This is a genomic window from Chryseobacterium elymi (assembly GCF_003385495.1).
GTDB lineage: Bacteria > Bacteroidota > Bacteroidia > Flavobacteriales > Weeksellaceae > Chryseobacterium > Chryseobacterium elymi.
Window position 1 is genome coordinate 149173 of sequence record NZ_QNUH01000007.1, and the last position, 25736, is coordinate 174908.

General features: G+C 36.7%; 23 protein-coding genes. 10 read left to right on the top strand and 13 right to left on the bottom strand.

What is annotated here, in order from left to right; genetic code table 11:
• Nucleotides 1–41: 41 nt before the first annotated feature.
• The 4 genes from DRF60_RS10305 to DRF60_RS10320 are packed head-to-tail and all read right to left on the bottom strand — an operon-like array spanning nt 42 to nt 3939.
• Nucleotides 42–1199 carry a hypothetical protein gene (locus DRF60_RS10305; RefSeq protein ID WP_116012002.1) on the bottom strand — a complete coding sequence of 386 codons (1158 nt, stop codon included), beginning with the start codon at nt 1197–1199 and terminating at the stop codon, nt 42–44.
• Nucleotides 1200–1213: 14 nt separating this feature from the next.
• Nucleotides 1214–2014, bottom strand: a complete 801-nt coding sequence (locus DRF60_RS10310) for a DUF4129 domain-containing protein (protein WP_116012003.1) — start codon at nt 2012–2014, stop codon at nt 1214–1216.
• Nucleotides 2007–2969, bottom strand: a complete 963-nt coding sequence (locus DRF60_RS10315; RefSeq protein WP_116012004.1) for a DUF4013 domain-containing protein — start codon at nt 2967–2969, stop codon at nt 2007–2009. The genes DRF60_RS10310 and DRF60_RS10315 overlap by 8 nt, the downstream gene beginning before the upstream one ends.
• Nucleotides 2953–3939, bottom strand: coding sequence for a stage II sporulation protein M (locus tag DRF60_RS10320; RefSeq protein WP_116012005.1), 987 nt, complete (start codon nt 3937–3939; stop codon nt 2953–2955). The genes DRF60_RS10315 and DRF60_RS10320 overlap by 17 nt, the downstream gene beginning before the upstream one ends.
• Before the next feature lie 27 nt (nt 3940–3966).
• Between DRF60_RS10320 and DRF60_RS10325 the strand changes: the two genes are divergently transcribed.
• Both DRF60_RS10325 and DRF60_RS10330 read left to right on the top strand, forming a co-directional pair.
• Nucleotides 3967–4716, top strand: coding sequence for an RDD family protein (locus DRF60_RS10325; RefSeq protein WP_116012006.1), 750 nt, complete (start codon nt 3967–3969; stop codon nt 4714–4716).
• 179 nt (nt 4717–4895) lie between these two features.
• A complete protein-coding gene (locus DRF60_RS10330) occupies nt 4896–5186 on the top strand; it encodes a GNAT family N-acetyltransferase (protein ID WP_116012007.1) in 291 nt (96 codons plus the stop codon).
• Here DRF60_RS10330 and DRF60_RS10335 read toward each other — a convergent pair.
• The 5 genes from DRF60_RS10335 to smpB all read right to left on the bottom strand — a co-directional run bounded on the left by DRF60_RS10335 (nt 5175) and on the right by smpB (nt 9884).
• Nucleotides 5175–6146 (bottom strand): glycosyltransferase family protein, encoded by a 972-nt coding sequence (locus DRF60_RS10335; protein ID WP_116012008.1) that lies wholly within the window; start codon nt 6144–6146, stop codon nt 5175–5177. The genes DRF60_RS10330 and DRF60_RS10335 overlap by 12 nt on opposite strands.
• Entirely contained in the window at nt 6147–6971 is an 825-nt protein-coding gene (locus tag DRF60_RS10340; protein WP_116012009.1) for a UDP-2,3-diacylglucosamine diphosphatase, read from the bottom strand.
• A 57-nt stretch (nt 6972–7028) separates the two neighbouring features.
• The gene (locus tag DRF60_RS10345) at nt 7029–7769 is read right to left on the bottom strand and encodes a YebC/PmpR family DNA-binding transcriptional regulator (RefSeq protein WP_116012010.1); all 741 of its coding nucleotides are present in this window, start codon (nt 7767–7769) and stop codon (nt 7029–7031) included.
• 94 nt (nt 7770–7863) lie between these two features.
• Nucleotides 7864–9348, bottom strand: a complete 1485-nt coding sequence (locus DRF60_RS10350; protein WP_116012011.1) for an OmpA family protein — start codon at nt 9346–9348, stop codon at nt 7864–7866.
• 77 nt (nt 9349–9425) lie between these two features.
• A complete protein-coding gene (smpB, locus tag DRF60_RS10355) occupies nt 9426–9884 on the bottom strand; it encodes an SsrA-binding protein SmpB (protein WP_062650837.1) in 459 nt (152 codons plus the stop codon).
• Between the two features lie 190 nt (nt 9885–10074).
• Here smpB and DRF60_RS10360 point away from each other — a divergent pair, with 190 nt between their 5' ends.
• Entirely contained in the window at nt 10075–11697 is a 1623-nt protein-coding gene (locus DRF60_RS10360; RefSeq protein WP_116012012.1) for an ABC-F family ATP-binding cassette domain-containing protein, read from the top strand.
• An 86-nt stretch (nt 11698–11783) separates the two neighbouring features.
• Here the strand turns inward: DRF60_RS10360 and DRF60_RS10365 are convergent, their stop codons facing one another.
• Nucleotides 11784–12596 carry a M48 family metallopeptidase gene (locus tag DRF60_RS10365; protein ID WP_116012013.1) on the bottom strand — a complete coding sequence of 271 codons (813 nt, stop codon included), beginning with the start codon at nt 12594–12596 and terminating at the stop codon, nt 11784–11786.
• A gap of 109 nt (nt 12597–12705) precedes the next feature.
• Between DRF60_RS10365 and recJ the strand changes: the two genes are divergently transcribed.
• The 7 genes from recJ (at nt 12706) to DRF60_RS10400 (ending at nt 21648) form a co-directional block, all read left to right on the top strand.
• On the top strand, nt 12706–14418 hold the full coding sequence (recJ, locus tag DRF60_RS10370) for a single-stranded-DNA-specific exonuclease RecJ (protein WP_116012014.1): 1713 nt from the start codon (nt 12706–12708) through the stop codon (nt 14416–14418).
• A gap of 12 nt (nt 14419–14430) precedes the next feature.
• A complete protein-coding gene (locus DRF60_RS10375; RefSeq protein WP_116012015.1) occupies nt 14431–14796 on the top strand; it encodes a four helix bundle protein in 366 nt (121 codons plus the stop codon).
• A 24-nt stretch (nt 14797–14820) separates the two neighbouring features.
• On the top strand, nt 14821–15405 hold the full coding sequence (gene nadD, locus DRF60_RS10380) for a nicotinate (nicotinamide) nucleotide adenylyltransferase (RefSeq protein ID WP_116012016.1): 585 nt from the start codon (nt 14821–14823) through the stop codon (nt 15403–15405).
• Between the two features lie 91 nt (nt 15406–15496).
• Nucleotides 15497–15835, top strand: a complete 339-nt coding sequence (locus tag DRF60_RS10385) for a DUF3817 domain-containing protein (protein WP_116012017.1) — start codon at nt 15497–15499, stop codon at nt 15833–15835.
• A 245-nt stretch (nt 15836–16080) separates the two neighbouring features.
• Nucleotides 16081–18312, top strand: coding sequence for an outer membrane beta-barrel family protein (locus DRF60_RS10390; protein ID WP_116012081.1), 2232 nt, complete (start codon nt 16081–16083; stop codon nt 18310–18312).
• Nucleotides 18313–18377: 65 nt separating this feature from the next.
• Nucleotides 18378–20690, top strand: a complete 2313-nt coding sequence (locus DRF60_RS10395; protein ID WP_116012018.1) for an outer membrane beta-barrel family protein — start codon at nt 18378–18380, stop codon at nt 20688–20690.
• 76 nt (nt 20691–20766) lie between these two features.
• Complete coding sequence (locus DRF60_RS10400) at nt 20767–21648, top strand: alpha/beta hydrolase (protein WP_116012019.1); 882 nt, start codon at nt 20767–20769, stop codon at nt 21646–21648.
• Between the two features lie 31 nt (nt 21649–21679).
• On the opposite strand, the gene DRF60_RS10405 is transcribed toward DRF60_RS10400, so the two are convergent.
• The 3 genes from DRF60_RS10405 to DRF60_RS10415 form a co-directional block, all read right to left on the bottom strand.
• On the bottom strand, nt 21680–23440 hold the full coding sequence (locus DRF60_RS10405; RefSeq protein WP_238640173.1) for a discoidin domain-containing protein: 1761 nt from the start codon (nt 23438–23440) through the stop codon (nt 21680–21682).
• Nucleotides 23441–23574: 134 nt separating this feature from the next.
• Nucleotides 23575–24498 (bottom strand): citrulline utilization hydrolase CtlX, encoded by a 924-nt coding sequence (gene ctlX, locus DRF60_RS10410; RefSeq protein WP_116012083.1) that lies wholly within the window; start codon nt 24496–24498, stop codon nt 23575–23577.
• Between the two features lie 68 nt (nt 24499–24566).
• Complete coding sequence (locus DRF60_RS10415) at nt 24567–25481, bottom strand: dimethylarginine dimethylaminohydrolase family protein (RefSeq protein WP_116012020.1); 915 nt, start codon at nt 25479–25481, stop codon at nt 24567–24569.
• Between the last annotated feature and the right edge of the window lie 255 nt (nt 25482–25736).

The window sequence follows — 25736 nt, forward strand, 5'->3', positions numbered from 1 at the left end:
CATCCTCTATTGGTACATTGTTACATTACTAGATTGCTATATTATTTGAGTATTTCGTCAAGAAGTTTATTCATTCTCTCAAGGTCTTCTTTCATGACACCGGCATAAGGATCCTGTCCTTTTCTCATCAAAGCTATGGCTTCATCTATCATTTCTATTGGTTTTCCCGTTTTTAAATGAAGCTTCTTAGCAAATTCTGCATCCAGATTCTGAGTATCTATAAGCAGGTCCATTCTTATCTTATTCAGAAAATACTGGGCTTTTTTGGCCATCATATCATGAAAATTTCCTTCCTGAAGATAAAGATTTCCAATGCTTTTTACAAAATCCACCGAAGTATTTCTCAACGGTTCCAAAACAGGAACTATCCGCTGTTTTCTTTTCGCATCAAAGAAAATGAACAGTACAAGCCCGCCTAAAAACACCCACCAGGCATACTTCAATGCGGGATTGGACAGAACAAACCTCATGAAGAAACGTGAAACTTTGGTGTCATTTTCCACAAACCAGATGGTTTCCCTATCCTGAAGATACGAAAAAACATCCTGTGTATATTTCAAACTCCCAGGTTTTAAAAGATAATAATTGGTAAGGAAAAGGGGTTCACAGTGTACATAGATCGTTCCTTTTCCAAACTTGGTTTTAATAAAATTTGCCTGGTCAGAATTATTTTTTTCCACCGTCCTTCCCAGTACTTCCACTTTAGGTTTAATGTATGAGAATCCTCTGCCTGAGGGAAATTTATCCAGTTTAATAAAATCGTTCTGGTATTCTTTATCCGTAAGTTTCAGTACATTTTCCTCTTCAAAAGAAATATCTGAGCTATGGTAGCCAATACTGTCTGCAATATCTTTAGAAACCCTGCTCACCAGAATCATCGCATCTGAACCGTTTGATACCTGGTCCAGAATTTTTTTCCAGGATTCTTTATCCAGATTTTTTTCTATAACGAGGATATTATGTGGGCTTTTTTTTCTCTGTCCATAATAGTCGTAAGGGGTTTCTTCTGTTTTTTTCAGATTATTTTTAAAAAGATCTTTGGCTTCATTATTAAAAACAAACAGACCAAACGGTGACTTTTCGTTGATATTAAAATTTTTACGCCAGTCTGTAGTTTCTTTTTTATTGACTTCAAGCAACGCCAGAATAAGCATCACAACGATGAATATCACAGCATATATTTTGAAGGTTTTTTTCATGGTTAATTGTTTAATTACGGCTTAAATGCCAGGTATTGGTCTTTAAATTTCAGGTAATTCTGTTCATCAATGGTGAATTCTCCGTACCAAACATAATCGAAAATATAGGACAGCCCGGAAAATTCATTTTTCAGATGTTCTGCTTTAAGTTCCAACACATAATCCTTATTCGTCTTTTCAGGATTCCAATTGATCTGCTTTTTATCACTCAGTTTTTTCAGAACAAACAGAAACTGGTAACGGACCGCAGAACGGTAATCGCCTTGTCGCTCAAATTTTGCAATGCTTTCCGGAAAATTGATCTCGTGGATATTTTCATGAAGCTCTTCTGCATTGATATCCACTTTTTTATTTTTCTTGCCGAAGAAAAGATTTCCATCTTTCCCCATTAGATATTTAATAATAAAATAAAGAAGAAATCCTACCAGAATAATTGCAAAGAGACGAATAAGAATAGTGGTTATTTTTGCAGAATTGGTAAAGACGGCTTCTCCAAAAATACTTTGCAATATCTTATCTATTTTCCTCATCAGTTTCCGGAAAAAAGATTCTTTCGGCTTCGAAACTGAATAATCAAATTCATTTCCTTTATATCTTGACTGAATATTCTCTTTAAACTTCTTTGGGTAAATCTGACTTTCTGAAACCGGTTTTCTGATCAGTACAGAATCTGCCCGGAGCATATTTCTGTAATGTCCCGTCGTTCCCAGAGAATCTACAATATAGTCTTCTACCGTTGCAGGCACATCGTTGCCCTGTGCATGAACAGGACCAATGGAGAAAAAAAACAGCAGAAAAAAAAGAAGTTTATTCATTAATACCTATGGTTTCTATTTCTTCAAGTTCAACTTTCTGGTGAAGATCCGTCCTGCTGTCATAATACATCAGTCCCGCATTGATATACATCAAATTGGAAAGTAATAATGAAGCAAGCATTGAAAATCCATAGAATATAAACAAAATGATTCCAGCTATTCCTGTAAAAGGGTTCTCTTCAAAACTCCCATTTGGTGCAGATGTAAGAAGTGATCCATATACAAAGAACAAAGGAATAAATGTAAATACAGAAGTAATCATGTACATAATAACAAACATGATAATAGATGCTCCCCAATATTTCCAGTATGGAGATTTTTCGTTCCCGTTAGGATAAGAAAACTGGGATCTTATGGAATAACTCAGGCTTTCTATAAATCCTCTTTTTGTATTAAAATAATCATACATCAGAAATGCTGAAACATTGAATGCTGTAGGATAAACAAGCAGCATCAGGAAGAAACCAATAATAATCAGCATCAATACATAAGAAAACCCCACCAGGATCATCATTATGGGAAGCACGATAAACAGCATCCCTATACACATTTTAGCAATTCTTCCGGCATTTCGTTTAAAATCACCCAGAATCTCATCTGCCTTGATCTTTTGAGCTCCTTCAGTAATCCTTTTCAGATAGAAAACCGGATAGAGATAATTGACTATTCCCAAAAGGACAAAGAGTACAAAAACCAGTATTCCGGCAACGATCAGCATTCCTGCATTTTCTGAGAAATACCTTTCAAAATAATAGATTTCTCCACTGGTATTGGAACCGATAAGCTGTCCGAAAATTTCTTTAAAGCCAAAAACAACTACAGCAACTGTTAAGATTAACAGCAGTCCGTTGATCAGAATATAGTTTTTAAAATAGTTCTTCCCATATAATTTGAAAAAATTAAAGCTGTCACTGATGAAAGCTCCAAATTCTCTTTTTTTATAAAACTGCATCATGATGGTTGTGGTTATTATTTTTTTTATAAACCAATGAAGGATAAACAAAGTAGTAAAATCCTATAATGGCAAGTGAACTGATTATTATAGCCAAATTTAGCATCAACGGCATTTTCAAAGCATGTCTGGTCACATAGCCTTCGATAATCCCTGCACAAATGGTAAACGGAATGGTACTGAGGAATATCTTAAATGAGTCCTTAAATCCTTTTTTAAAGGAATTGAATCTTGAAAACGTTCTTGGAAACAGAATGCTTGCTCCCAAAATCAGACCACACATGGCTTCTACCACCATTGCAAAGATCTCGAAAACACCGTGAAGCCAGATTCCTCTTGCACTGTCTTTCAGAGCACCATAATCATAGAAAAAATACTGAAAGGATCCCAGCATAACACTGTTGGAAAGCAGGGCAAACAATGTCCCTACTCCTCCCATAATCCCATAGATATATAATTTCGTCCCTACTCCAATGTTGTTGAAAATGATCCCAATTGTGCTTCCCCAGGTAGAACCGCTTTGATAAATTCCTACAGCATTACCTTTTTTAATGTTTTCTATGGTCTCATTAACATAGTCTTCTCCAAGAATGATATTCGCAAAGTCTTTATCATAAGCTCCGGAAAGTACACCAATTGAGGTAAATAAAATGAAAAACAGAAAGGCGTACACAAGGTATCTTCTGTATTGATGTACCAGCAGGGGAACTTCTGTACTGAAGAAATAGATGAACCTGTTCTCTTCTACTCTTTTGGTTTTATAGATCTTCTGGTATATCTGTGAAGACAGGTGATTCAGATATACTGTCGTATTGCTTTTAGGATAATAGGTCTGTGCAAATGAAAGGTCATTGATCAGGTTGATATACAGCGAAGACAGGTCATCAGGATTTTTTTTAATTTTACCTTGAATAACCTGTTCAATTCCCAACCATTTTTCTTTATTTTGTTTAATGAAATAAACCTCTCTCATAATTGTAAGGCTAAAATAATAAAAATTATGTCTCAAATTGCGATAAATACCTCACAAAATGTAAATATTAAATTTAATATTGCCAGTGTTGGGGAAAGAATGCTTGCCTTCATTATCGATCTTTTGATAAAGGTTGCTTATACGGTCATTATATTTTATCTTTTCTTCAATATTTTTGATCTCGGATATTTATTGGCAGGACTAGATCAATGGTCTGTCATGGCGGTTTATATTGTTCTTACATTTCCTGTTTATATTTATCCCGTTGTTTTAGAAAGTCTGATGGAAGGACAGACTCCCGGGAAAAAGCTGATGAAAATCCGGGTTGTAAAAATTGATGGTTACCAGGCTGGGTTTGGTGATTATCTGATCCGCTGGGTTTTCAGACTGATCGATACTTCAGCAGCCGGTGTTGTCGGCCTGATCTCCATGATTGTTTCTAAAAATAACCAGCGGCTGGGCGATATTGCTTCCGGTACTGCGGTGATCTCTTTAAAGAATAATATTAATATTTCCCATACCATCTTAGAAAATATTCATGAAGACTATGTTCCTTCATTTCCCCAGGTTATTGCATTAAGTGATAACGATATGCGGATCATCAAAGATAATTACACCAAAGCTCTGAAAGTAGGCGACCGCCAGATCATCAGCCGGCTTTCTGATAAGATCAAAAGCATTTTAAAACTGGAAATAGATCCCAGGAAGATGACGGAGAGACAGTTTATCAATGTGGTGATTAAGGATTATAATTACTATACAGGGAAAGACAACTGATATTTCAATGGTCAATTTTGCTTCGCAAGTGAATCGTTCAATTAGTAATGTTAAAAAAATACTTTCTGTACTTAATAAAGTTAAAAAATTGACTGCGAAGCAAATTCACAATTGATAATTTATCATTAAAATCATCCTGTCGGTGCAATTTTTGCATCTTTAAAACAAAGCTTTGAATTATGAGATTTGAAAACAATAAATCAGGAAACGGCGGTGTTCTAACATTGAACAATGAAATAAAAGAAGTCGGAAGACTTACCTATACTATTTTTCCGGAAGAAAATAAGTTTATTATTTCTTTTGTACTGGTACATCCGGAATTTGAAGGTCGCGGAATGGGAAAATATTTGGTTGAAGAAGCTATAAAATTTGCCCGGGAAAATAACTGGAAAGTATATCCTCACTGTTCTTACGCAAGAGCCGTGATGACAAGAATGAGTGATGTAGATGATATTTTTCTAAAGAACTAAAACTTCATTTATCAGAATTTCCTCAATATCATCCGGATAATCTACTTTTAAATGATGGTCTGAAGCCACCCATTCCATGATTTCCTGAAGATTTAGCACTTTAGAATTTGAGACACCCATAAGATTTAAAGCACTAGCGTTACATTCCTGCTCATACTGGTTATGAATAGGGATCACAAACAGTTTCTTATCCAGAAAAAGAGCTTCTGCGGGAGTCTCAAAACCTGCATTGCATAAAATGCCGTCACAGCTCTCGAAATATTTCAGATACTGAACCTCATCAATCGGGAAAACTTCTACATTCTTAACTTTAACCTGTGCTTTGCTGTGCTTGGAAAACACTTTCCACTGTACAGGAATCTGTTTTAGAACTTTGATGATATTCTCATCTGCAAAGCTGGGAAGATAAACAAGATAATATCCTTTTTTATCCGGGTTGAGGTTCCGGATTTTATGCCTGATTACCGGTTTTTTGATCTGAGGATGGTAATTTTCAAAATGAAAACCAATTTTTCTTTCACTGGGAACATAATATTTAAGGATCAGTTCACCCAGTAAATCTTTCTTTTCTGGTTTTGGTGTTTCCGCAAAACTCATGGAAGCCTGATGGCTCAGTTCAATCATTGGAAGCTTCTTCAGCTTACTGGCCCAGCCAGTTAAAGGCTCATAATCATTAATGATCAGACCATACTGTGAAAGGTCCAGTTCCCGTATTGTTTTTACAGCTTCAAGAAATTTATTTTCGGTAAACGTTTTGCGATAGGATAAACCGCCTGTTTTATTATAAAGAAGAGAAATACCTCTATATTGGAAATTAATGTCAAAATCAGCCTTTAACTGCGATTGATGACCACTGATTAATGTGTCAACCGAAGCATATTTTTTAAGGATGGGAATTATTTCCTGCGCTCTGGCAACATGCCCGTTGCCCGTGCCTTGAAATGCATACAGTACTTTCATTTAAGAAAAATTAGTTACCATTTTCAGAAGCTCGGAACTGTCCATATCCTGGATCTCTTCTACTTCGTCGTCTTTAAGTGAATCTTTGTGGTCATCATAATAAAATATCTTCCATGCTTTATCATGATATTCAAGAGCCGAGAGGTTTTCGATCCAGTCTCCTGAGTTTAAATAGGTACAGGATCCTTTTTTAGTGATGACTTCGCGGATCTGAGGCTGGTGGATATGCCCACAGATTACATAATCATAATGATTGTCAATGGCCAGTTCGGAAGCAGTCAATTCAAAGTCGCCGATATATTTAACAGCCTTTTTTACATTATTTTTGATCTTCTTGGAAAACGAATATTTTTCTTTGCCCATTTTCTCTAAAAACCAATTGACAACATTATTGATGACAATCAGCAGGTCATAGCCTTTCCCGCCAAGTTTTGCGATCCATTTGGAATGCTGAACGGACGCGTCGAAAACATCTCCATGAAATATCCATGTTTTCTTTTGATCAATATCAAGACAGATCTTATTGCAGACTTTTAGTTTTCCTAATTCAAAATCCGTAAACTTCCGGAACATTTCATCGTGGTTGCCTGTAATATAATAGACCTGTGTATTTTTAGTAGCTAATGAAAGTATCTTTTTGATCACTTTCAAATGAGGTTTAGGGAAGTAAGACTTTTTAAACTGCCAGATATCAATAATATCACCATTCAAAACTAACGTTTTAGGCTGGATAGAATTGAGATACCGTAACAGTTCCTTAGCCTTACATCCATAAGTTCCCAAATGAACATCCGATATAACAACTAACTCAACGTTTCTTTTCATAGTTTTATACAAAGAAACTAATTGAAAGTTAACTATATATGAATGCTATGTTATTTTTTACAGTAAGTTCATCAGCTCATCTGTTATTTCCATATTATGATAAACATTTTGCACATCATCATCGTCTTCGAAACGCTCAAGCATTTTCATATTGGCTTTGAACTGCTCTTCATTTACTTCTTTGGTGTTGTTCGGAATTCTCTGAAGTTCTGCGCTCTTTGCCTCAATTCCTAATTCGTCTAATTTATGTGACAGTGAACCGAAATCTTCAAAAGCCGTAGTAATCATTACTTCATCCTCATCTTTTTCCACATCTTCAGCACCCCCATCAATCATTTCCATTTCAAAATCGTCCCAATCCATCTTAATCTGAGCCAGATCCAGACTGAAAATTCCTTTTCTGTCGAAAATGAAAGCTAATTCGCCATTCTTACCAAGGTTACCATCAAACTTGTTGAAAATGGCTCTTACATTGGCAACGGTTCTGGTAGTATTATTAGTCGTACATTCAACAAAGAAGGCAACACCACCCTGTCCGTATCCTTCATAAGTAACTTCTTCGTAGTTTTCCGCATCAGCACCACTTGCTTTTTTGATCGCTCTTTCCACATTGTCTTTGGGCATATTTGCACCTTTGGCATTCTGGATACATCTTCTTAAAGCAGGATTGGCTTCAGGATCTGTACCTCCTGCTTTCACTGCCAGCGCAATATCTTTACCGATCTTAGAGAATGTTTTGGCCATTTTATCCCATCTGGCCATTTTAGAAGCTTTTCTATATTCAAATGCTCTTCCCATTTTAATTTTTAAATTTTCAACAAAATTAACTAAAAGTCAACAAAAAAAAAATACCCCCAAAAAATTGGAGGTATTAATTATTTAGAAAAATTAATTATTTTCTCTTTTTAACTACTTTTTTCTTAGCTGTAGATTTTTTAGTAGCTTTTTTCACTGGAGCATCTTCGTAATCTTTTTTCTTGATTGCGTTCCACTCGTTAGCATCTTCAACAGCAGTTACGATAACTTTTCTATCAGCTTGTCTTTCAGCATCAGAAGCTTTTTCAGAAACTGTAGCTTTAGTTTCACCAACTCCGATTGATTTAAGAGAACTAGCATCAACACCTCTAGCTTCTAGAGCAGATACTACTGAAGCAGCTCTTTGTCTAGAAAGTTTCAAGTTGTACTCAGCAGCACCTTTAGCATCAGTTTGACCTTCAACTAAATAGTTACCTCCATCAGTTTTGATGATTTTAGCAGCGTTGTCTAGTTTTGCACTAGATTCTGGTCTGATAGTCGCTTTATTGAAGTCAAAGAAGATACCTTTAAGTGCCTCTGTAGTTTCAATAGCAGTTTGTTTCTTAGGCTTAGGACATCCGTTGTATTCTGGAAGACCTGGAACTGTAGGACAAGCGTCATCTTTATCTAAGATTCCGTCACCGTCTGTATCTGGCCAAGGACAACCGTTGTTTTCAGCAGGACCTGCAACTGTAGGACAAGCATCATCTTTGTCGATAACACCGTCACCATCTGTATCTGGCCAAGGACAACCGTTGTTTTCAACTGGACCAGCTACATCTGGACACTGATCGTCTTTATCTGGAACTCCGTCACCGTCAGTATCAGGACATCCTTGGAATTCTGGTAAACCAGGAGTATCTGGACAAAGATCATCTTTATCTAGGATACCATCCTTATCTCTATCTCTGTTACCAAATCTGAATAAGATCGATGCAGAAGCTTGCCAGAAGTTAGCCACTGTAGATTTGTCACCTGGAGTTGATACATAATCTCCCTGAACACCAAGACCGAAGTTCTTAGTTACCCAGAAGTTAGCACCAGCACCTGTAGCAAGTGCAAAGTGATTAGCTTTACCATTTTCGTTACCACCATCTCCATTAGAAACAGATTCACCTTTGTAATCGTTTCTTGGGAAAGTAAGAGCAGTGTAGTCATGTCTTAGATAGTTAGCACCAACTCTCAAATATGGATCGAACCAAGATTCTTCATTCCATAGAAGACCAGCTGCTTTAGCCTGGAAACCAAGACCTGTCATTAGGAAAAATTCTTTTCCCATGTTAAATCTCTGATTATCAACATTACCTACGGAAGTCTGCCAGTCAATAACTAAACCTTTACCGATGTTTCTAGCAACTGTTAATTTAGATAATGGAGGTGTAATAGAGAAGTTGTTCATGTTGAACATCGTCTTCGTTAAATTATTAGCAGAGAACGTGTTACTGAATTTTGTCTGCGCTGCCTTGTGGTTTTCCGCATGAGCACCAACTCCGATCAACCACGGATTATTGGTAGTCTGCGCAAAGACAGTAGAGGCAACAGTAAGCGCCAATGCTGAAATTCCTAATTTTAGATTTTTCATAGAATTAAATGATTAAATAATTGATAATGCAAAATAAATATAATTTTTCTTTATATACAAAGTTTTTTGAATGATTTTTAACTTTTCTTTAATATTCTGTCCAGGTTACGTTTATTTTCTCTATCTTTTATCGCCTCCCTTTTATCAAAGAGTTTTTTCCCTCTACCAAGCGCAATGAGCACCTTTGCTTTACCCTTGTCCGTGATATATAGTTTAAGAGGTATAATTGTGTTACCAGCATCCTTTAACTTTTTTTCAAGTTTCTGCAATTCTTTTTTGTGCAACAGCAATTTCCGTTCCCTTTTTGTTTTGTGATTGTAAAAAGTTCCCAATTTATACTCATCAATCATCATATTAATAATGTATAACTCCCCATCAATAAACTGACAGAAGGATTCTGTAATAGATGCTTTGGACGAGCGTAAAGATTTTATTTCTGTACCCGTCAAAACCATCCCTGCTTCAAATTCTTCAAGGATTTCATATTCAAAACGGGCTCTTCTGTTTAATATACTTACTGTTTTTTCGATCTTCATTGTAAAAAATTCGTGATTATACTGATTGGGTTACGTTCAATCTTCATTAAACCGCCTCTTTGGGACTTCGCTCTATTTATTTTATTAATGAAATATAGAAAAAATACCCCATATTTAAAAACTTGACTATTACATTATTACGAAATACCCAAATTCTTTTCGTAATTTTGCGCCAAATTTACAAAACTATATGTTAACAGTATCTAACTTATCTTTACAATTCGGGAAAAGAGTTCTTTTTGACGAGGTAAATATTATGTTTACCAAAGGAAACTGCTACGGGATTATCGGAGCAAACGGTGCGGGGAAATCTACATTCCTTAAAATATTAACAGGAAAGCAGGATCCTACTACAGGGCATGTATCTTTGGAGCCGGGGAAAAGAATGTCAGTTTTGGAGCAGGATCACTTTGCTTATGATCAGTTTACCGTTCTTGAGGCTGTTTTAAGAGGAAATAAGAAATTATACGAAATAAAAGAAGAAATGGATTCTTTATATGCTAAAGAAGACTTTTCTGATGAAGACGGGATCAAAGCAGGTGAGCTTGGTGTGATCTATGATGAAATGGGAGGATGGACTGCAGAATCTGATGCTCAGACAATGCTTTCAAATGTTGGGATTAAAGATGATATGCACTGGCAGATGATGAGCGAACTTGAGAACAAGGACAAGGTAAAGGTTCTTTTGGCTCAGGCTCTTTTTGGGAATCCTGATGTGCTGATCCTGGATGAACCTACGAATGACCTTGATATTGATACGATTTCTTGGTTGGAAGATTTCCTTGCTGACTATGAAAACACGGTAATTGTTGTTTCTCACGACCGTCACTTCCTGGATACGGTTTGTACGCACATTGGAGATTTAGACTATGCCAAACTTAACCTTTACACAGGTAACTATACTTTCTGGTACCAGGCTTCTCAGCTGGCAACAAGACAGAGAGCTCAGGCTAATAAAAAAGCGGAGGAAAAGAAGAAAGAACTTCAGGATTTCATCGCAAGATTCAGCTCTAACGTTGCAAAAGCAAAACAGGCTACTGCCAGAAAGAAAATGATCGACAAGCTGAACATCGACGATATTAAACCTTCTTCAAGAAGATATCCTGCTATTATTTTCGAAATGGAAAGAGAGGCCGGAGATCAGATTCTAGATGTAAAAGGTCTTGAAAAAACAAAAGACGGGGAACTTTTATTCTCAAACATTGATTTAAATCTTAAAAAAGGTGATAAAGTTGCTGTGTTGTCTAAAAACTCTCTAGCGATCACAGAATTTTTTGAGATTCTGGCAGGAAATGTTCAGGCAGATAAAGGAACAGTGGCTTGGGGAGTTACCACAAACCAGTCTCATATGCCTTTAGATAATACCAATTTCTTCCAGGAAGATGTAAGCCTGGTTGACTGGTTGAGACAATTCACTAAAAACGACGAAGAGCGTCACGAGGAATTCGTAAGAGGATTCTTGGGAAGAATGCTTTTCTCAGGTGATGAAGCTTTAAAATCCTGTAAAGTACTTTCCGGAGGTGAAAAAATGAGATGTATGTTCAGCAGAATGATGCTTCAGAAAGCAAACGTTCTTTTGTTGGACGAACCTACCAACCACTTAGACCTTGAAAGTATCACAACGTTGAACAATTCACTGTCTAACTTCAAAGGAAATCTTTTATTAGCATCTCATGACCACGAAATGCTTCAGACTGTCTGTAACAGGATTATTGAGCTGACTCCTTCAGGAATCATCGACAGAGAAATGACTTACGATGAATATCTTGCTGACAAAAAAGTAAAAGAACTTAGAGAAAAAATGTATTCTTAATTTTTTAAGATCACATTAAATTCACGATAAAGAAAATTCCTCAAAGACAACTTTGAGGAATTTTTCTATTTTAAATGAAGATTGAATTATTTGGTAAGCTTCGTCTTAGGAATAGCAATCGTTCCGGGATCTTTCCATAAACCGTCTTTCTCTGCCCTCTTCTTGATCGCCTGTGCTCTTTTTTCACTGTCAGGATGAGAATTGAACATTTTCTCAAAACCGGTCTGAGTGCTCCCCTCTGAAAGCAAAGCCAACTTTTTAAATGCAGAGTACGCCCCTACTACATTATAATTATTAGCTTTCATAAAATCATAAGAGTAAGTATCTGCCTCGGATTCCTGTTTCTTGCTGTGTGAAGCATCCAGAAAAGCATTGGCCATCTGCCCTACCTGACTATCAGATAATGTTGCTACAGTCCCTGATGCTGATGATGCAGCATCCAGTGCTGCTGCTTTTAAGTAAGCAGATTTAATGGCATCTTTGGTGTCCTGATTCTTTACATGTCCGATCTCGTGTCCGATTACTGCTAATAATTCATCATCCGTCATGATATCCATTAATGAAGAAAATACGCGAACACTTCCGTCTGCACATGCAAAAGCATTAATATCCTTTACTTTGTAAACTTTATAGTTCAAAGTAAGCCCGTCCTGAGATTTGTGTTTTCCGAAAAGCTTGTTAAGTCTTAGTGTATAAGGATCTTTAGGTCCTGCAACCGGATTGTTCTTGTCCATCCAGTCAACAGATTCTTTTGACAGTTTCACTGCGTCTTCATTGGTAAAGGTAAGGGCTTTTGCTCCTTTTGAAACAACGCCTGCCGCTTTTCCAAGATTAATTTTCTGTGCCGATACAGCATTTATAGCGCCTAAGAATAAAAGGCAGAGTGTAATTTTTTTCATGATTATTTTTAATTTGGACCGCGAAGATAGATATTTTTTTCAACAATCAGTAAATCAAGTTCAACATTAATCATTTCAAAATGCTATTTTTTTTCCTTATTTTTGTGAAATGAGTCAGAAATGGATTTACAAGCCCGAGCCCGATGAGGAAGTTGTGGACAGATTAAGTTCGTCACTTGGTTTTGGTACTTTTGAATCTAAGCTCCTCGTTCTAAGAGGAATTGACAATTATCAAAAGGCCAGAGAATTTTTTAAACCCAACCTCAACGATATACACAGTCCGTTTTTAATGGCAGATATGCAGAAAGCTGTAGAACGTATCGCAACTGCAATTGAAAATGGCGAAAAAATACTGGTTTATGGAGATTACGATGTAGACGGAACTACGGCTGTTGCCTTAATGTATCTTTACCTCAGCAAAATTGTTGAGAAGAAATATTTAGATTATTATATCCCTGACAGGAATTCTGAAGGATACGGAATTTCTACCGAAGGTATTGATTTTGCCAAAGAGAACGGTTTCTCCCTGATCATTGCTCTGGACTGCGGTATCAAAGCTACTGACATGGTAAAATATGCACAGGACAAGGGGATTGATTTTATTATCTGCGACCATCACCTTCCGGGTGAAGAGATTCCGAACGCAGTAGCTGTTCTGGATCCGAAAAGAAACGACTGCAGATATCCTTTTAAAGAACTTTCAGGATGTGGAGTGGGCTTTAAGCTTTGCCAGGGATTGAATACCATCTATAAGATCCCTGAAGCCGAATTGTTCGAACTGACCGATCTTTTGGCCATTTCCATAGCGGCAGATATTGTCTCAATGACCGGAGAAAACAGGGTATTGGCCAAAATGGGATTAAAAGTCCTCAGAAAAACAAGAAACCTTGGATTAAGATTATTAATTCCGGAAGATAAACTTTCTCACTTTGAAATTTCAAATATTGTTTTTGAAATTGCTCCAAAAATTAATGCAGCGGGAAGAATTTCACAGGGAAAAGCGGCAGTAGAACTTATGGTTTCTGACAATCTGAAACATGCCAACCAGATCGTAAGTGATATTATGGATCTTAATGATGAAAGGCGTGAACTGGATATGAATTCCACGCTTTCTGCTCTGAACCAAATTGTTGAATCTCAGCAGCAAACGAAGTATTCTACCATTGTTTATCATCCTGAATGGAACAAAGGAGTTATTGGCATTGTGGCATCAAGACTTATTGAGACTTATTACAAGCCTACTTTAGTATTTACTGACGGCAATAATGGGGAAATGGTGGCTTCTGCGAGATCGGTTTCTGATTTTGACGTTCATGAAGCGCTTGATATGTGTTCTGAATATTTCCTGAAATTCGGTGGACATCATGCCGCTGCAGGACTTTCGATGGAAAAGGATAAATTTGAGGCTTTCAAAATAAAATTTGAGAAAATAGTTTCTGAAAAGATTCAGGAACACCAGCAGGAACCTTCTATCACGATAGATTCTGAGATCAAAGTGGATGAGATTAACAGGGAATTCATCAACTTCCATAGAAAGCTGGCTCCATTCGGCCCTCATAATATGAAACCTATTCTTACCCTGACTGACCAAAAACTGTCCGGATATGTAAAAACAATGGGGAAAGATAACAATCACCTGAAATTTTACATCAAGCAGGAATCTACGGGTAGAAATATAGAATGTGTAGGCTTTAAACTTGGGCAGTATGTAGAAGATTTTAAAAATAAAAAGTTTGATCTTGCCTTTACCTTAGAAGAAAATCACTGGAAAGGAAATGTAACGCATTATTTGAATATAAAGGATGTGAAATTCAGGGATTAGGGATTAGGGCTTATGGGGAATTATAAAGAATTATTGGTATGGCAAAAGTCAGTACATTTTGTAACTGAAATTTATACCTATACCAAAAATTTCCTAAAAGAAGAAATTTATGCTCTTACCAATCAGATCCGGCGCTCTGCAGTTTCTATTCCGTCCAATATTGCAGAAGGGCATTCACGAAGATCAACCTTAGGTTACATTCAATTTTTAAAAATTGCCCGGGGAAGCTGTGCAGAGCTGGAAACGCAGCTCATTATTTCAAGAAATCTGAATTACTTAAGCCTTGAAAATTTTCAAAAGCTAAGTGAAGCAACATCTGAAATAGCAAAAATGCTTAACGCTATTATCACAAAATTACAATCCAACCCTAATCCCTAATCTCTTAAACCTAAGCCCTGACACATGAAAAAAATCGGCTTATTTTTCGGTTCTTTTAACCCGATCCATATCGGACATTTAATTCTGGCTAATTATATCCTGGAAAATTCTGACATGGATGAACTGTGGTTTGTTGTAAGCCCCCAAAACCCTTTTAAAGATAAAAAATCTCTTCTGAAAGATCACAACAGGCTGGATATGGTACAGCTTGCTGTAAAAAGCTATCCGAAAATGAGAGCTTCGAATGTAGAGTTTTCACTTCCTAAGCCAAGTTATACCATAGATACGCTTACCTATCTTCATGAAAAGTATCCTAACTATTCCTTCAGCCTGATTATGGGGGAAGATAACCTGGACAGTCTTCATAAATGGAAAAATTCTGATCTGTTGATTAAAAATCATCATATTATTGTCTATCCAAGGGTTTTTGAAGGAGAAAAGAAAGATTCCGAATACCTGCAGCATGAAAACATTTCTGTTATTAAGGCTCCGGTTATTGAACTTTCCGCCACGGAGATCAGAAATATGATCAAGGAAGGAAAAAATGTACGTCCGATGCTTCCTCCGGAAGTCTTTGAATATTTGGACGGAAGCAGTTTTTATAAGTAATTTTACAAATAGATATTAGAAACTAGATATCAGAAGTTAGAAACTGATCGTTTTAAAATTGCTATTATCATCTTTCAACTTAACTCAAGGCATGGAATTCATCGAAAAATTTTTCTCAAAATATCCTCAGGAAAAAGTCATTAAGTGGTTTAAGCAAATCTGTTTGGCTGAAGCTGTTTCGTGGTTTTTCCTATTCACCGCAATGACCTGGATACGCATTGATCCGGAAGGCGTTTTTCCTATTGTGTATATCAGTACTATCGGCAGCATTCACGGATTATTTTTTACACTTTACCTGATCTTTCTACCTGCGATAAGAAAAATATACACGTGGGATGATGAAGACAGTGTCTTTGCATTAATTTCCGCGTTTTTCCCTTTTGCTACCATCTGGATAGATAAAAAGCTGGCCCGATTCGACCGGGAATAATATTTTTTTTCCATAAAATTTACATTTTACTGTAACAAAATTCTTGTTACAGTTGTCTTATTGTGTAGAAACTCAAAAGTATTTGAATTTTAATTTAAAACTTTTAACCCTGTAAATCAGAATGTTAAATTAATAATATAAATATTTTAAGTACTTTGTATTGCATAATACTGTTTTTATTATATATCTTTGCTATGTTAAATAATAACAGATACAAGCTATTAAACCACAAAAAAATAATGACCATGAAAACTCAGATTCTAATTGCCGCACTATTTTTCAGCGGGCTGGCAGCTGCCCAGCAGTCAAAAGATACCCTGAAAGTAAAAAATATTGAAGCTGTAAATATCAAGAAGCAGGTTTTCAAAAAACAAAGCGACCGTTTCATATATGATGTAGCATCCTCACCTATTGCGAAAGGAACCAATACTTTCAATCTTCTGAAGCAGACTCCGATGCTCTCAAGCGTAGACGGAAAATCTTTGAAAATCATGGGAAAATCTGATGTAGTGATCTATATCAACAATAAAAAGTCCAATATGGATGCTGAGGCACTGATCGAAATGCTGAAGGGAACTCCATCTGAAGATATCCAGAAAATTGAAGTGATCACAACGCCAGGAAGTGAATTTCAGGTAGAGTCCAATGAAGGAGTAATCAATATTGTGATGAAAAAGAAGAAAAGTGATGGCTACAACGGAACTTTGAAGATGAATAATGAACAGGCTTACTACAACAATCCTTCTGCGGGAGCTTCATTTAATTTCAGAAAAAGCAAATGGTCTGTGAATTCAAATTTCAATACGGGAAGCTGGACAGACCGTGAAAGATATACTTTATCGAACGGAGATTCTACTTTCAGAAATGAATCTTTCGGATATAATGATGATCCAAACAAGAATGTGGGTGGAAGCGTGAATATTGATTACGAGATCAATAAGAACCACAGTTTAGGGTTTACCTATAACATGAGGTATAATAAGAGTTTCAATTCAATTCTTGATGTAACGAACTGGCAAAACGGCGCACTTGTGAACAGAACCGTCAACAATGAGAACGCACAAACAAGAAATCATTCTTTCAATCTGAATTATGAAATCAAAACAGATTCTATCGGAAGTAAGCTTACTTCTAATGTTTCTTATTTATGGTTCAACAGGGATAAAATGAGCATGAATGAAAGTTTTCCGCTCAATAGTGATAAGAAAAATATATACAGTGCGCTGCAGCAATCCGTTCCTCAAATTATTAATAATTATGCCGCGAACATTGATTATCTGAAAAAGACAGCTAAAGGCAGCACATGGCTGATGGGAGTAAGCTACAACCACACCAATACGGATAATGATACGAGACAGGATGATATTGAAAATGGGGTGATCATTAATAATGAGAATCAGACCAATCACTTCATCTATAAGGAAAGAATCCTGGGTGCTTATATTACCTATGAAAGAAAGCTAAGCGAGAAATTGTCAGGAAAAATAGGAACCCGTTATGAAATGACCAGAAGCAGCGGCGAGATTCTTGGTAAAACAAGCTTCGACAGAAATTATAACAATCTGCTTCCCTATCTTAATTTAAATTATGCCATTAGCTCAGATCATAATCTTACCTATAGCTTTTCGAGCAGAATCAGAAGACCCAGATTCTGGGAATTGAATCCTTCAAGAACGTATTTCACACCTAATAACTATACACAGAACAATCCTTTCGTACTGGCTTCTAAGTTTTACAATCAGGAACTCAGCTATATGTACAAGAGTGCTTTTTTTGCCAACCTGAGCTTCAATTATGTAAAAGATGCTTCAAACCAAATACCTCTGCAGGGCACTGTAACCGGGCCGGAAAAGGATGAAAATGGAAACACGATAATTGCCACCAAAAGATTTTTAAGATATATAAGAACAAACTATGGTGACAACAAGCAGTTTGGACTGACTTTAGGAATGAACAAATCCTGGTTCAAGGAAATCTGGACAACCAATTATTCGGTAAACCTGGGGTATAATATCTATAAAGGCTCGGTAACGGAAGATCCTACCTCGGTTCCTGTTGCAGGCCAGACAGAAGTTGTTGAACCTTATATTATCAATTTCAAAAACTTCAACATATCCGGTAATATCAATAATACTGTCCGTCTTTCTTCGAATAAGGACTGGTTTTTAGGAGTTAATTATTACTATGGTAGCAAAGTAAAAATTGAAAGCGGAACATTGGGTGTAAGACAGAGCTTTGATGTAAGCTTAAAAAAGATTATGGGCAACTGGACCTTTGTAGCGGAAGTGTATGATGTATTTAACCAAAACTATAACAGCATACAGGGAATACAGCCTAACGGAAGTTATAATAATGTTGTCAATTTCGAATATCCAAGAATCCTAAACATTGGGGTAACCTACAATTTCGGAAACCAGAAACTGAAAAAAGCAAGAGAAATGAAATCCGCCAATGATGCTATAAAATCAAGAACTTAAGTTTTATAAAAATTACAACCTCCACAACCACTCCGTCTCACAACGGCATTTAAATAAGAAGAATCATGAAAAAGATCATTGTACTGGCAGCGGCTATCTCAGGAAGCGTAGTTTTTGCCCAAGAAAAAAAATCCGACACGGTAAAAACGAAATCTATAGAAGGAATTACTCTTACAAAACAGGTTTTTAAGAAACAGAGCGACCGTTTTGTATATGATGTTGCAGCATCTCCCGTTGCCAAAGGAAATACCACTTTTGATTTATTGAAACAAACTCCGCTTCTGTCCTCAACGGATGATAAAACATTAAAGATCGCAGGAAAAAATAATGCTCTGATCTATATCAACGGAAGAAAAACAAATATGGATGCGGAATCTTTGGTACAGCTTCTCAAAAACACGCCCGCAGAAAATATCCTGAAAATTGAGGTAATTACCGTTCCTGGCAGCGAATATCAGGTAGAATCTTCAGACGGTATCATCAATATTGTCATGAAGAAAAAGATAAGTGACGGCACCAACGGCAATATGCGGATGTCTAATACTCAAAATAAATATAATGCGAGCCAGGCAAGTTTCTCAGTGAACTATCGTAAGGATAAGCTGGGGATAAGCGGTAACCTGAACGGCGGGGAAAATATCTCACCTCAATCCTATATCCTAAGAAACGGAACCGGCCAACTGAAAAATGAATCTGTAGGTGATATTGATGATCCAAACAAAAACATCGGCGGCTATCTAAATATTGACTATCAGCTTAATGAAAACAACAATCTGGCTTTATCATGGAACTCATGGGCCAATAGAAGCTATAATTCAACGATCGACCTTTTTAATACGCTGATTCAGCCAAACGATAAGGGTATAATCGAAACTTCTTATACAAGAACAAAAAACAGAGAAGATGCCCGAAATTATAATAACTCAGTTAATTTAAATTATGAATTAAAACTTGATTCATTGGGAAGTAAGCTGAATGTAAATGCAGCCTATCTCATTTACAAAAGATTTCAGTTTTCAAAAAACAACACGTTGCTTCCGGGAATAACCAATTGGGAAGATTTTTCAAGGACGAAAAAAACAATTGTTCAGGATATCCCACAGATCATCAATAATTTTTCGGGAACTGTAGATTATATCCAAAAGTTAAAAAATGACTTCACATTCTCTGCCGGAGGGAATTTTAATAAAACAAAAACTGATAACGATACAAAGAACCTTACCTACGATTATATATATAAAGCTAACGGAGAACTGGCCAAAATAGAAACCACTCCCGAGCTTAATCACTTTATCTATGATGAAAATATTTACGGACTTTATTTAACCTTTGAAAAAAAATTCTCGGATAAATTTTCCGGAAAGGTAGGGGCAAGATACGAGATCACCAACAGTTTAGGAACAGCAGACAGCTACAATCCTAAAGATCCTGTGGAACCACAAAGGCATCAGGTCATTGAAAGAGATTACAACAATTTTTTGCCGTATTTAAGCTTCAATTATGCCATTAATGATAAAAATAATATATCCTATTCATTCTCAAGCAGAATGAGAAGACCAAGCTTCTGGGAGCTTAATCCGGTAAGAAATTATATCACAGAATATAATTATACACAAAACAATCCTTTTGTAAAGGCATCGTCCACTTACAACCAGGAGCTGACGTATATGTATAAAAATTCATATTTCCTGATTCTGAATCACTCATATTTCAAAGATCAGATTACTCAGGTTCCTTTACAGGGGTATACTAAAACAGCTGGGGGCAAAGTGAGTGAACAAAGTGTACTGCGCTACATCAGAACCAATTTTGGGGACAAGCAGGAAATGTCTGCGATGGTTGGAATTCAAAAGACGTTCTTCAAACAGTATTTAACGTTGAACTTCAATGCAGGAATCCAGCATAATATTAACAACGGCTCCCTTGCTGAAGACCCGACAACAGGTGATACATTTGTAGATAAAGACGGAAATGCACTGGTATATACTAATAATGTAAAATCAACAAGTTTAATTATTACCAGTAATAACACGCTCCGTCTGGATAAAAAGAAAACCTGGTTCCTGGGTGTTAATTATTTCTTTGTTGACAAACAGCAAATTGAACTGGGAATGCTAAAAAATCTGATGAGCCTGGATCTGAGCATCAAAAAAAACTGGAACAACTGGACTTTTGCCGTGAATCTTAATGATGTACTGAGAACAAACGTTGTGGAAATTGAAGATTTTCAGGCCAATGAAAATTATAACTACATCAGAAATGATCAGTACAGAAGAAGTGTAACTGTGAGCCTTACTTATAATTTCGGAAACCAGAAAGTGAAAAAGGTAAGAGACATCGAAGGAGCTTCTGACGCCATTAAAAGCAGAACAAGATAGAATTATCATTTCTTCATATCAATTATTTTGTGGTAAGACCCGCCGGAATTCCGGCGGGTTTTCTATCTTTATGATTATGCATAAAAGTTGTCTGATCATTCTGTATTTTCTTTCTGTATGTCTTTTCTGGACCGGCTGCAAAGAGAATACAATAACACTGGATAAGAATATCATTTTTGAAAAAGAAAAAAATATCCGGTATGGAGATGGTTCCGGAGAAAAATTAGATCTTTATATTCCTAAAAATAAGGACTCAATAAAAGGTGTTTTTATTATTATTCATGGAGGTGGCTGGCGAAGTGGAGATAAGTCCCAACTTACATTCTTTACCCTTTCTATGATGCAGAAATTTCCTGATTATGCTTTTGCCAATATGAATTACACATTGGCAGATAATGATTCCTTTATTCTTCCCGGTCAAACAAGAGACATTGATAATGCTTTGGATTTTTTAGTTAAAAAATCTGTGGAAATGAAGTTTACACCTGAATTTATTTTGCTTGGAAACAGCGCAGGCGCACACCTATCAATGTTATACGGATATAATAGGATTTTCGACCATAAACATAGAACAAAAGTTAGAGCAATTGTAAATATTGTAGGGCCTGCAGATTTAAATAGTGCTGATTTCAAAAATTATTATGACTATTATTTCGTTGAAAAACATATGATGGATCTATCAAAGCCAACTCCAACAGATATTACCCATCTCGATATTCCGAATCCTATTTTTTGGATCAATAAAACATCTCCGCCTACTATTTCCTTTTATGGAAACAGGGATCAGGTCGTTCCTTTATCTCAAAAGATAAAATTAGATTCTGCTTTGGTTCAGAATAAAGTAAAGCATGAAACCTATGAATTCAGTGGTGGACATCTGGACTGGGACAAGGCTCCAAATGATGCATTTCTGATTGATAAAATTGCCGTTTTCCTTAATCAAACTGATAAAAAATAAACGCTTTGAAATTCTCAAAGCGTTTTACTTTCTATTCAGATTTTACAATCTCTGTTCTTTCCGAAATTCCATTCGAATTGAAGGCTTCGATCTGGAAATAATAAGAATCAGTCCGGTCGGCTCCGGTGAAGAAATATTCATTCTTTCCATACACCATAATGCTTCCATACAATTTATCCGGAGATTTTCCCCAATAGATTACATATCCGTCTGCATCCTGGTTCTGCTGCCATTTCATCCAGATGCTTCTTCTTTCACCATATTTTTTAGGGTCGGCTCTTAAAGGAACAAATCCTTCTACTTTCTTTGGTTTTTCTCCTGCACCTCTTCCGAAGACTCTGAAGCCGCTTAAAGCAAATTTTCCGGTAGGCATTTTCAGATTTTCCATCTTCAGGAACCTTGTCTTGACAGGTTTTTCGAGCTCTATATAATCGTGGGGAACATCTTTGGGATTTTTACTCTTATCCACGACAACATTCCACTTCTTTCCATCGTTTGAGCCATAGATCTTATATTGATGCATCTTACCCTGTGTTTTACCCAAAAATTCAACATCCTGATCTGCGTAATTAATCTGGATCGCATTGATGGTCGATATTTCGCCAAGATCTGTCTGAAACCACTCTCCGGAATAGCCTGTTTTCGCACTCCAATAGGTCTTGATATCTTCATCTACCGCTAAATTCGGCTGATAGCCTCCTAAAGTAGAGGAAACCTGAACAGGCTTGTTATAATTCAGCAGCATCCAGCCAGCAAAAAGACCTTTTGAAAAATCCTTTCCCTGTGAATATTGCGGAAGATAAGTAGGATAATCTCCGTAAGCGGTATTGGTGTACATTACATCATCCTTGTCAAATCCTGCCGGCCAGATCCCAAGTCTTCTTTCAAAGTTATTTTTAGTGGAAATAAAGATCGTTGAGACATGCCACCAGTTTTTGTAATTGTCTTCAAAAGTGGCTCCGTGGCCTGCTCCTCTTGCAAAACCTCCGGGTTTATAGGAAAAAGGATTGTGCTGCTGGTACTCAAAGCCTTCCAAAGGGTTTTTGCTGACATAAACTCCATCGGAATATCCACTGAATTCGGTAGCCGGAGCACCATACTGCATATAATATTTCCCGTTGTGTTTGGTCATCCATGCACCTTCTACAAACGGCTGAAGGAACACATTGTCATTATATTCCCCGAACCTTTCCCAACCGTGATCTTCAGGTTTTAGTTTTATAATAGGTTTCACAAAGCCTTCTGACTGTAGGTTTTTCACCTTTACTTCGGTTCCCAAAAGCGGCCATTCATTACTGGAGCCCCAATAGAGGTACAGCTTATTTTTGTCCTCATCGTAGTGGAATGCAGGATCCCATGCCCCAACTTTTAAAGTATCCACTGCAATTTTCCAGTCGTCTTTGGTAGGATTGGTACTTTTCCATATGGGGAAATCCTGTTCCCATGTAGATCCGTAAACATATAAAGTATCTTTCATTTTCCAAACAGCGGGCGCGTTCAGATCGTGGATATATTTATTATCTCTCAGAAATTTTCTTTTCACAAACTTCCAGTCCAGCATGTCATCGCTGTACCAGTATCCTTCCTGATTGGTAGAAAAAAGGAATAGCTTATTTTTAAAATTAACAATCACCGGATCAGCGGTAGCACGGTGCTTTCCCTGTTTTGAAAAAGCTTCGAACGGTGTATAGCCGTAATCAATGTTAATCGGGTTACAGAATGTTTTCTGCTGGGCACCAACGAATATTCCCAACAGAACAGCGAATGATAAAAAGTACTGCTGTATCTTCATAGTTTTTTCCTTAAAGAACAAATTTAGGTAACTTTTTTGTCTTTTGTCTCAATTTGAAGAAATGAAACCAATCAAAAGAATTCCGGCATTGAAACAAGGCCGGAAGAATATTTAAATCCATTGTTATTAAATTATTATTTTTTCGGAAGGAAAACCTCAGCAAGCATACATCTCGCACTTCCTCCTCCATTCACTTCAATGGTATTCAGATCTGAGTAAATGATCTCACAGTATTTTTCTATGGCAGCTACCTGTTCAGGTGTTAAGGATTGATAGGCCGTCTGGCTCATCACCAAAAACTTCTGTCCGTCTCTATTCTGAACCTGAAGCATGTTCCCGGCAAACTGCTGCATCTGCTCTTCTGAAATTTCGACAATCTCTTTTCCTGAGTTCTTGATGGTTTCAATCACTTTTTCTCTTTCCAGCTCATTATCGATGCAGTCAAGACATATTACTACAAATTTATCTGCCACACACATCATAACATTGGTATGGTAAATTGGAAGCCTCTCTGTGCCTACAGTCTGGTAGGAATGAAAAACGACAGGTGTAAATCCATACTTTTCACAAAATTCTCTGAATAAATTTTCGTCAAGTCTTAGAGAAACCGAGCCATAAGCTATCTTATTATCGTGATCAAAGATCATGCTTCCTGTCCCCTCCAGGAAGTGACCCTGAGTTTCAGGCAATGACCAGTCGTCTATTTCAGCAACTTCAAAGCCTTGATTTTTGATACTTTCAATAATATCTTCCCTCCTTTCCACTCTTCTGTTTGAAGCGAACATCGGATATAGAACAACTTTCCCATCTTTATGAAAGCTTACCCAGTTATTCGGGAAAATAGAATCGGGAGTATGTGGATCCAATGTATCTTTTATAGTAATCACATTCACCCGTTTGCTTCTCAGTTTTCCAACAAAAGTGTTGAATTCTGCCAAAGCTTTAGACTGAATATCAGCCCCTTTCTGTTCTACCTGAAAGTAATTGTTTTCTGCGGTTTCCGGATTGTAACCGAATGCAATCGGCTCTATCATTAATACTGTATCTGTTGTTTGCATTGTTTTAAATTTAAAAATTAAAAGATTAAACGATTCAGAATTACCTATCATCTCATCTTCACAGTAATCTACTCTCTCACCAGCGGCATTGTAGAACATCTCAGCAGTCCACCCATTTTGGAGATCTCCCTGTAAGGGATTTCTTCTATAGTCATTCCCCACTCGTTTCTCAGGTGATCGTTCATTCTTGTAAATGTTTTATCTGATACAATAACTTCGGGAGAAATAGAAAAAATATTCGGGAACATTTCAAACATTTCTTCATCATTAAGGTGGAAGCAGTTCTCTTCCCCAAAGATATCGATGATCAGGCGGTAATCACTTTCATCCACGAATCCGTTTTTATAGATGAGGCATTTATCCTTTCCTACCGGATTGAATGTACAGTCAAGGTGCAGAATGCCTTCAAAGGGAACTTTATCATTTTTCTTTAATTCCAGGTCGATAATTCTTTTCTTCGGAAAATATTCTTTTAGAATTTCAATAGCGTATTCGTTGGTTCTCGCTGTTTTATAGTTTCTGTAATCTTCGCTAAAGCATGTTCCTATAAAAAGAAAATCATTCCATACAATGACATCACCACCTTCAATATGTGCTGTTTCCGGAAGATTGATGATCTTCCTCCACGCTACTTTTTCAAAAACTTTCTTATAAGCATCCTGCTCGTCAGCTCTGTCGGCGATCACGTTTGAGATGATCATTTTATCGTCAATCACAAAAGCCACATCTCTTGCGAAAACCTGATTATAATCTTTGATAATGCTTGGGCGAAGAACTTCTACATCATACTTCTTCAATATGGCTTCAAAAGCATTCATTTCATTGATAATATCCTCTTCTTTAGGATATATATTATGTTCAATGGAGTAATATGACTTGGCGTCATAGCTCTCCTCCAGTGTGGGAACAGCTCCCATTGAATTAGGCTGTCCTAGAACAACTGATTTCAGCCTGCCCGTTTCGTTTTTAATATTTAGTCTCATAAAGATTTATGCAATACTACAAATATAAGTAAAGGTCTTTATCTGGAAAACTTTTGAATTGCTTTATCCATATAATTTTATCCGATATTCCGGTTACTCTAAGGAAGGTTTTATTTACAGTTATTTTATCCACATAATACAAGAAATACAGAAAATACCACCATGTGATACTCACTTATAATTTGGCTGCACGCGCTTATTGCTAAAGTGTACGCGCTTACTTAATATAACTGGTTTTACTTTCTGGTGACCACT

Coding starts and splice junctions, on each gene's coding strand:
- DRF60_RS10305 (WP_116012002.1), bottom strand. CDS start 1,199: ATGAAAAAAACCTTCAAAATATATGCTGTGATATTCATCGTTGTGATG.
- DRF60_RS10310 (WP_116012003.1), bottom strand. CDS start 2,014: ATGAATAAACTTCTTTTTTTTCTGCTGTTTTTTTTCTCCATTGGTCCT.
- DRF60_RS10315 (WP_116012004.1), bottom strand. CDS start 2,969: ATGATGCAGTTTTATAAAAAAAGAGAATTTGGAGCTTTCATCAGTGAC.
- DRF60_RS10320 (WP_116012005.1), bottom strand. CDS start 3,939: ATGAGAGAGGTTTATTTCATTAAACAAAATAAAGAAAAATGGTTGGGA.
- DRF60_RS10325 (WP_116012006.1), top strand. CDS start 3,967: ATGTCTCAAATTGCGATAAATACCTCACAAAATGTAAATATTAAATTT.
- DRF60_RS10330 (WP_116012007.1), top strand. CDS start 4,896: ATGAGATTTGAAAACAATAAATCAGGAAACGGCGGTGTTCTAACATTG.
- DRF60_RS10335 (WP_116012008.1), bottom strand. CDS start 6,146: ATGAAAGTACTGTATGCATTTCAAGGCACGGGCAACGGGCATGTTGCC.
- DRF60_RS10340 (WP_116012009.1), bottom strand. CDS start 6,971: ATGAAAAGAAACGTTGAGTTAGTTGTTATATCGGATGTTCATTTGGGA.
- DRF60_RS10345 (WP_116012010.1), bottom strand. CDS start 7,769: ATGGGAAGAGCATTTGAATATAGAAAAGCTTCTAAAATGGCCAGATGG.
- DRF60_RS10350 (WP_116012011.1), bottom strand. CDS start 9,348: ATGAAAAATCTAAAATTAGGAATTTCAGCATTGGCGCTTACTGTTGCC.
- smpB (WP_062650837.1), bottom strand. CDS start 9,884: ATGAAGATCGAAAAAACAGTAAGTATATTAAACAGAAGAGCCCGTTTT.
- DRF60_RS10360 (WP_116012012.1), top strand. CDS start 10,075: ATGTTAACAGTATCTAACTTATCTTTACAATTCGGGAAAAGAGTTCTT.
- DRF60_RS10365 (WP_116012013.1), bottom strand. CDS start 12,596: ATGAAAAAAATTACACTCTGCCTTTTATTCTTAGGCGCTATAAATGCT.
- recJ (WP_116012014.1), top strand. CDS start 12,706: ATGAGTCAGAAATGGATTTACAAGCCCGAGCCCGATGAGGAAGTTGTG.
- DRF60_RS10375 (WP_116012015.1), top strand. CDS start 14,431: ATGGGGAATTATAAAGAATTATTGGTATGGCAAAAGTCAGTACATTTT.
- nadD (WP_116012016.1), top strand. CDS start 14,821: ATGAAAAAAATCGGCTTATTTTTCGGTTCTTTTAACCCGATCCATATC.
- DRF60_RS10385 (WP_116012017.1), top strand. CDS start 15,497: ATGGAATTCATCGAAAAATTTTTCTCAAAATATCCTCAGGAAAAAGTC.
- DRF60_RS10390 (WP_116012081.1), top strand. CDS start 16,081: ATGAAAACTCAGATTCTAATTGCCGCACTATTTTTCAGCGGGCTGGCA.
- DRF60_RS10395 (WP_116012018.1), top strand. CDS start 18,378: ATGAAAAAGATCATTGTACTGGCAGCGGCTATCTCAGGAAGCGTAGTT.
- DRF60_RS10400 (WP_116012019.1), top strand. CDS start 20,767: ATGCATAAAAGTTGTCTGATCATTCTGTATTTTCTTTCTGTATGTCTT.
- DRF60_RS10405 (WP_238640173.1), bottom strand. CDS start 23,440: ATGAAGATACAGCAGTACTTTTTATCATTCGCTGTTCTGTTGGGAATA.
- ctlX (WP_116012083.1), bottom strand. CDS start 24,498: ATGCAAACAACAGATACAGTATTAATGATAGAGCCGATTGCATTCGGT.
- DRF60_RS10415 (WP_116012020.1), bottom strand. CDS start 25,481: ATGAGACTAAATATTAAAAACGAAACGGGCAGGCTGAAATCAGTTGTT.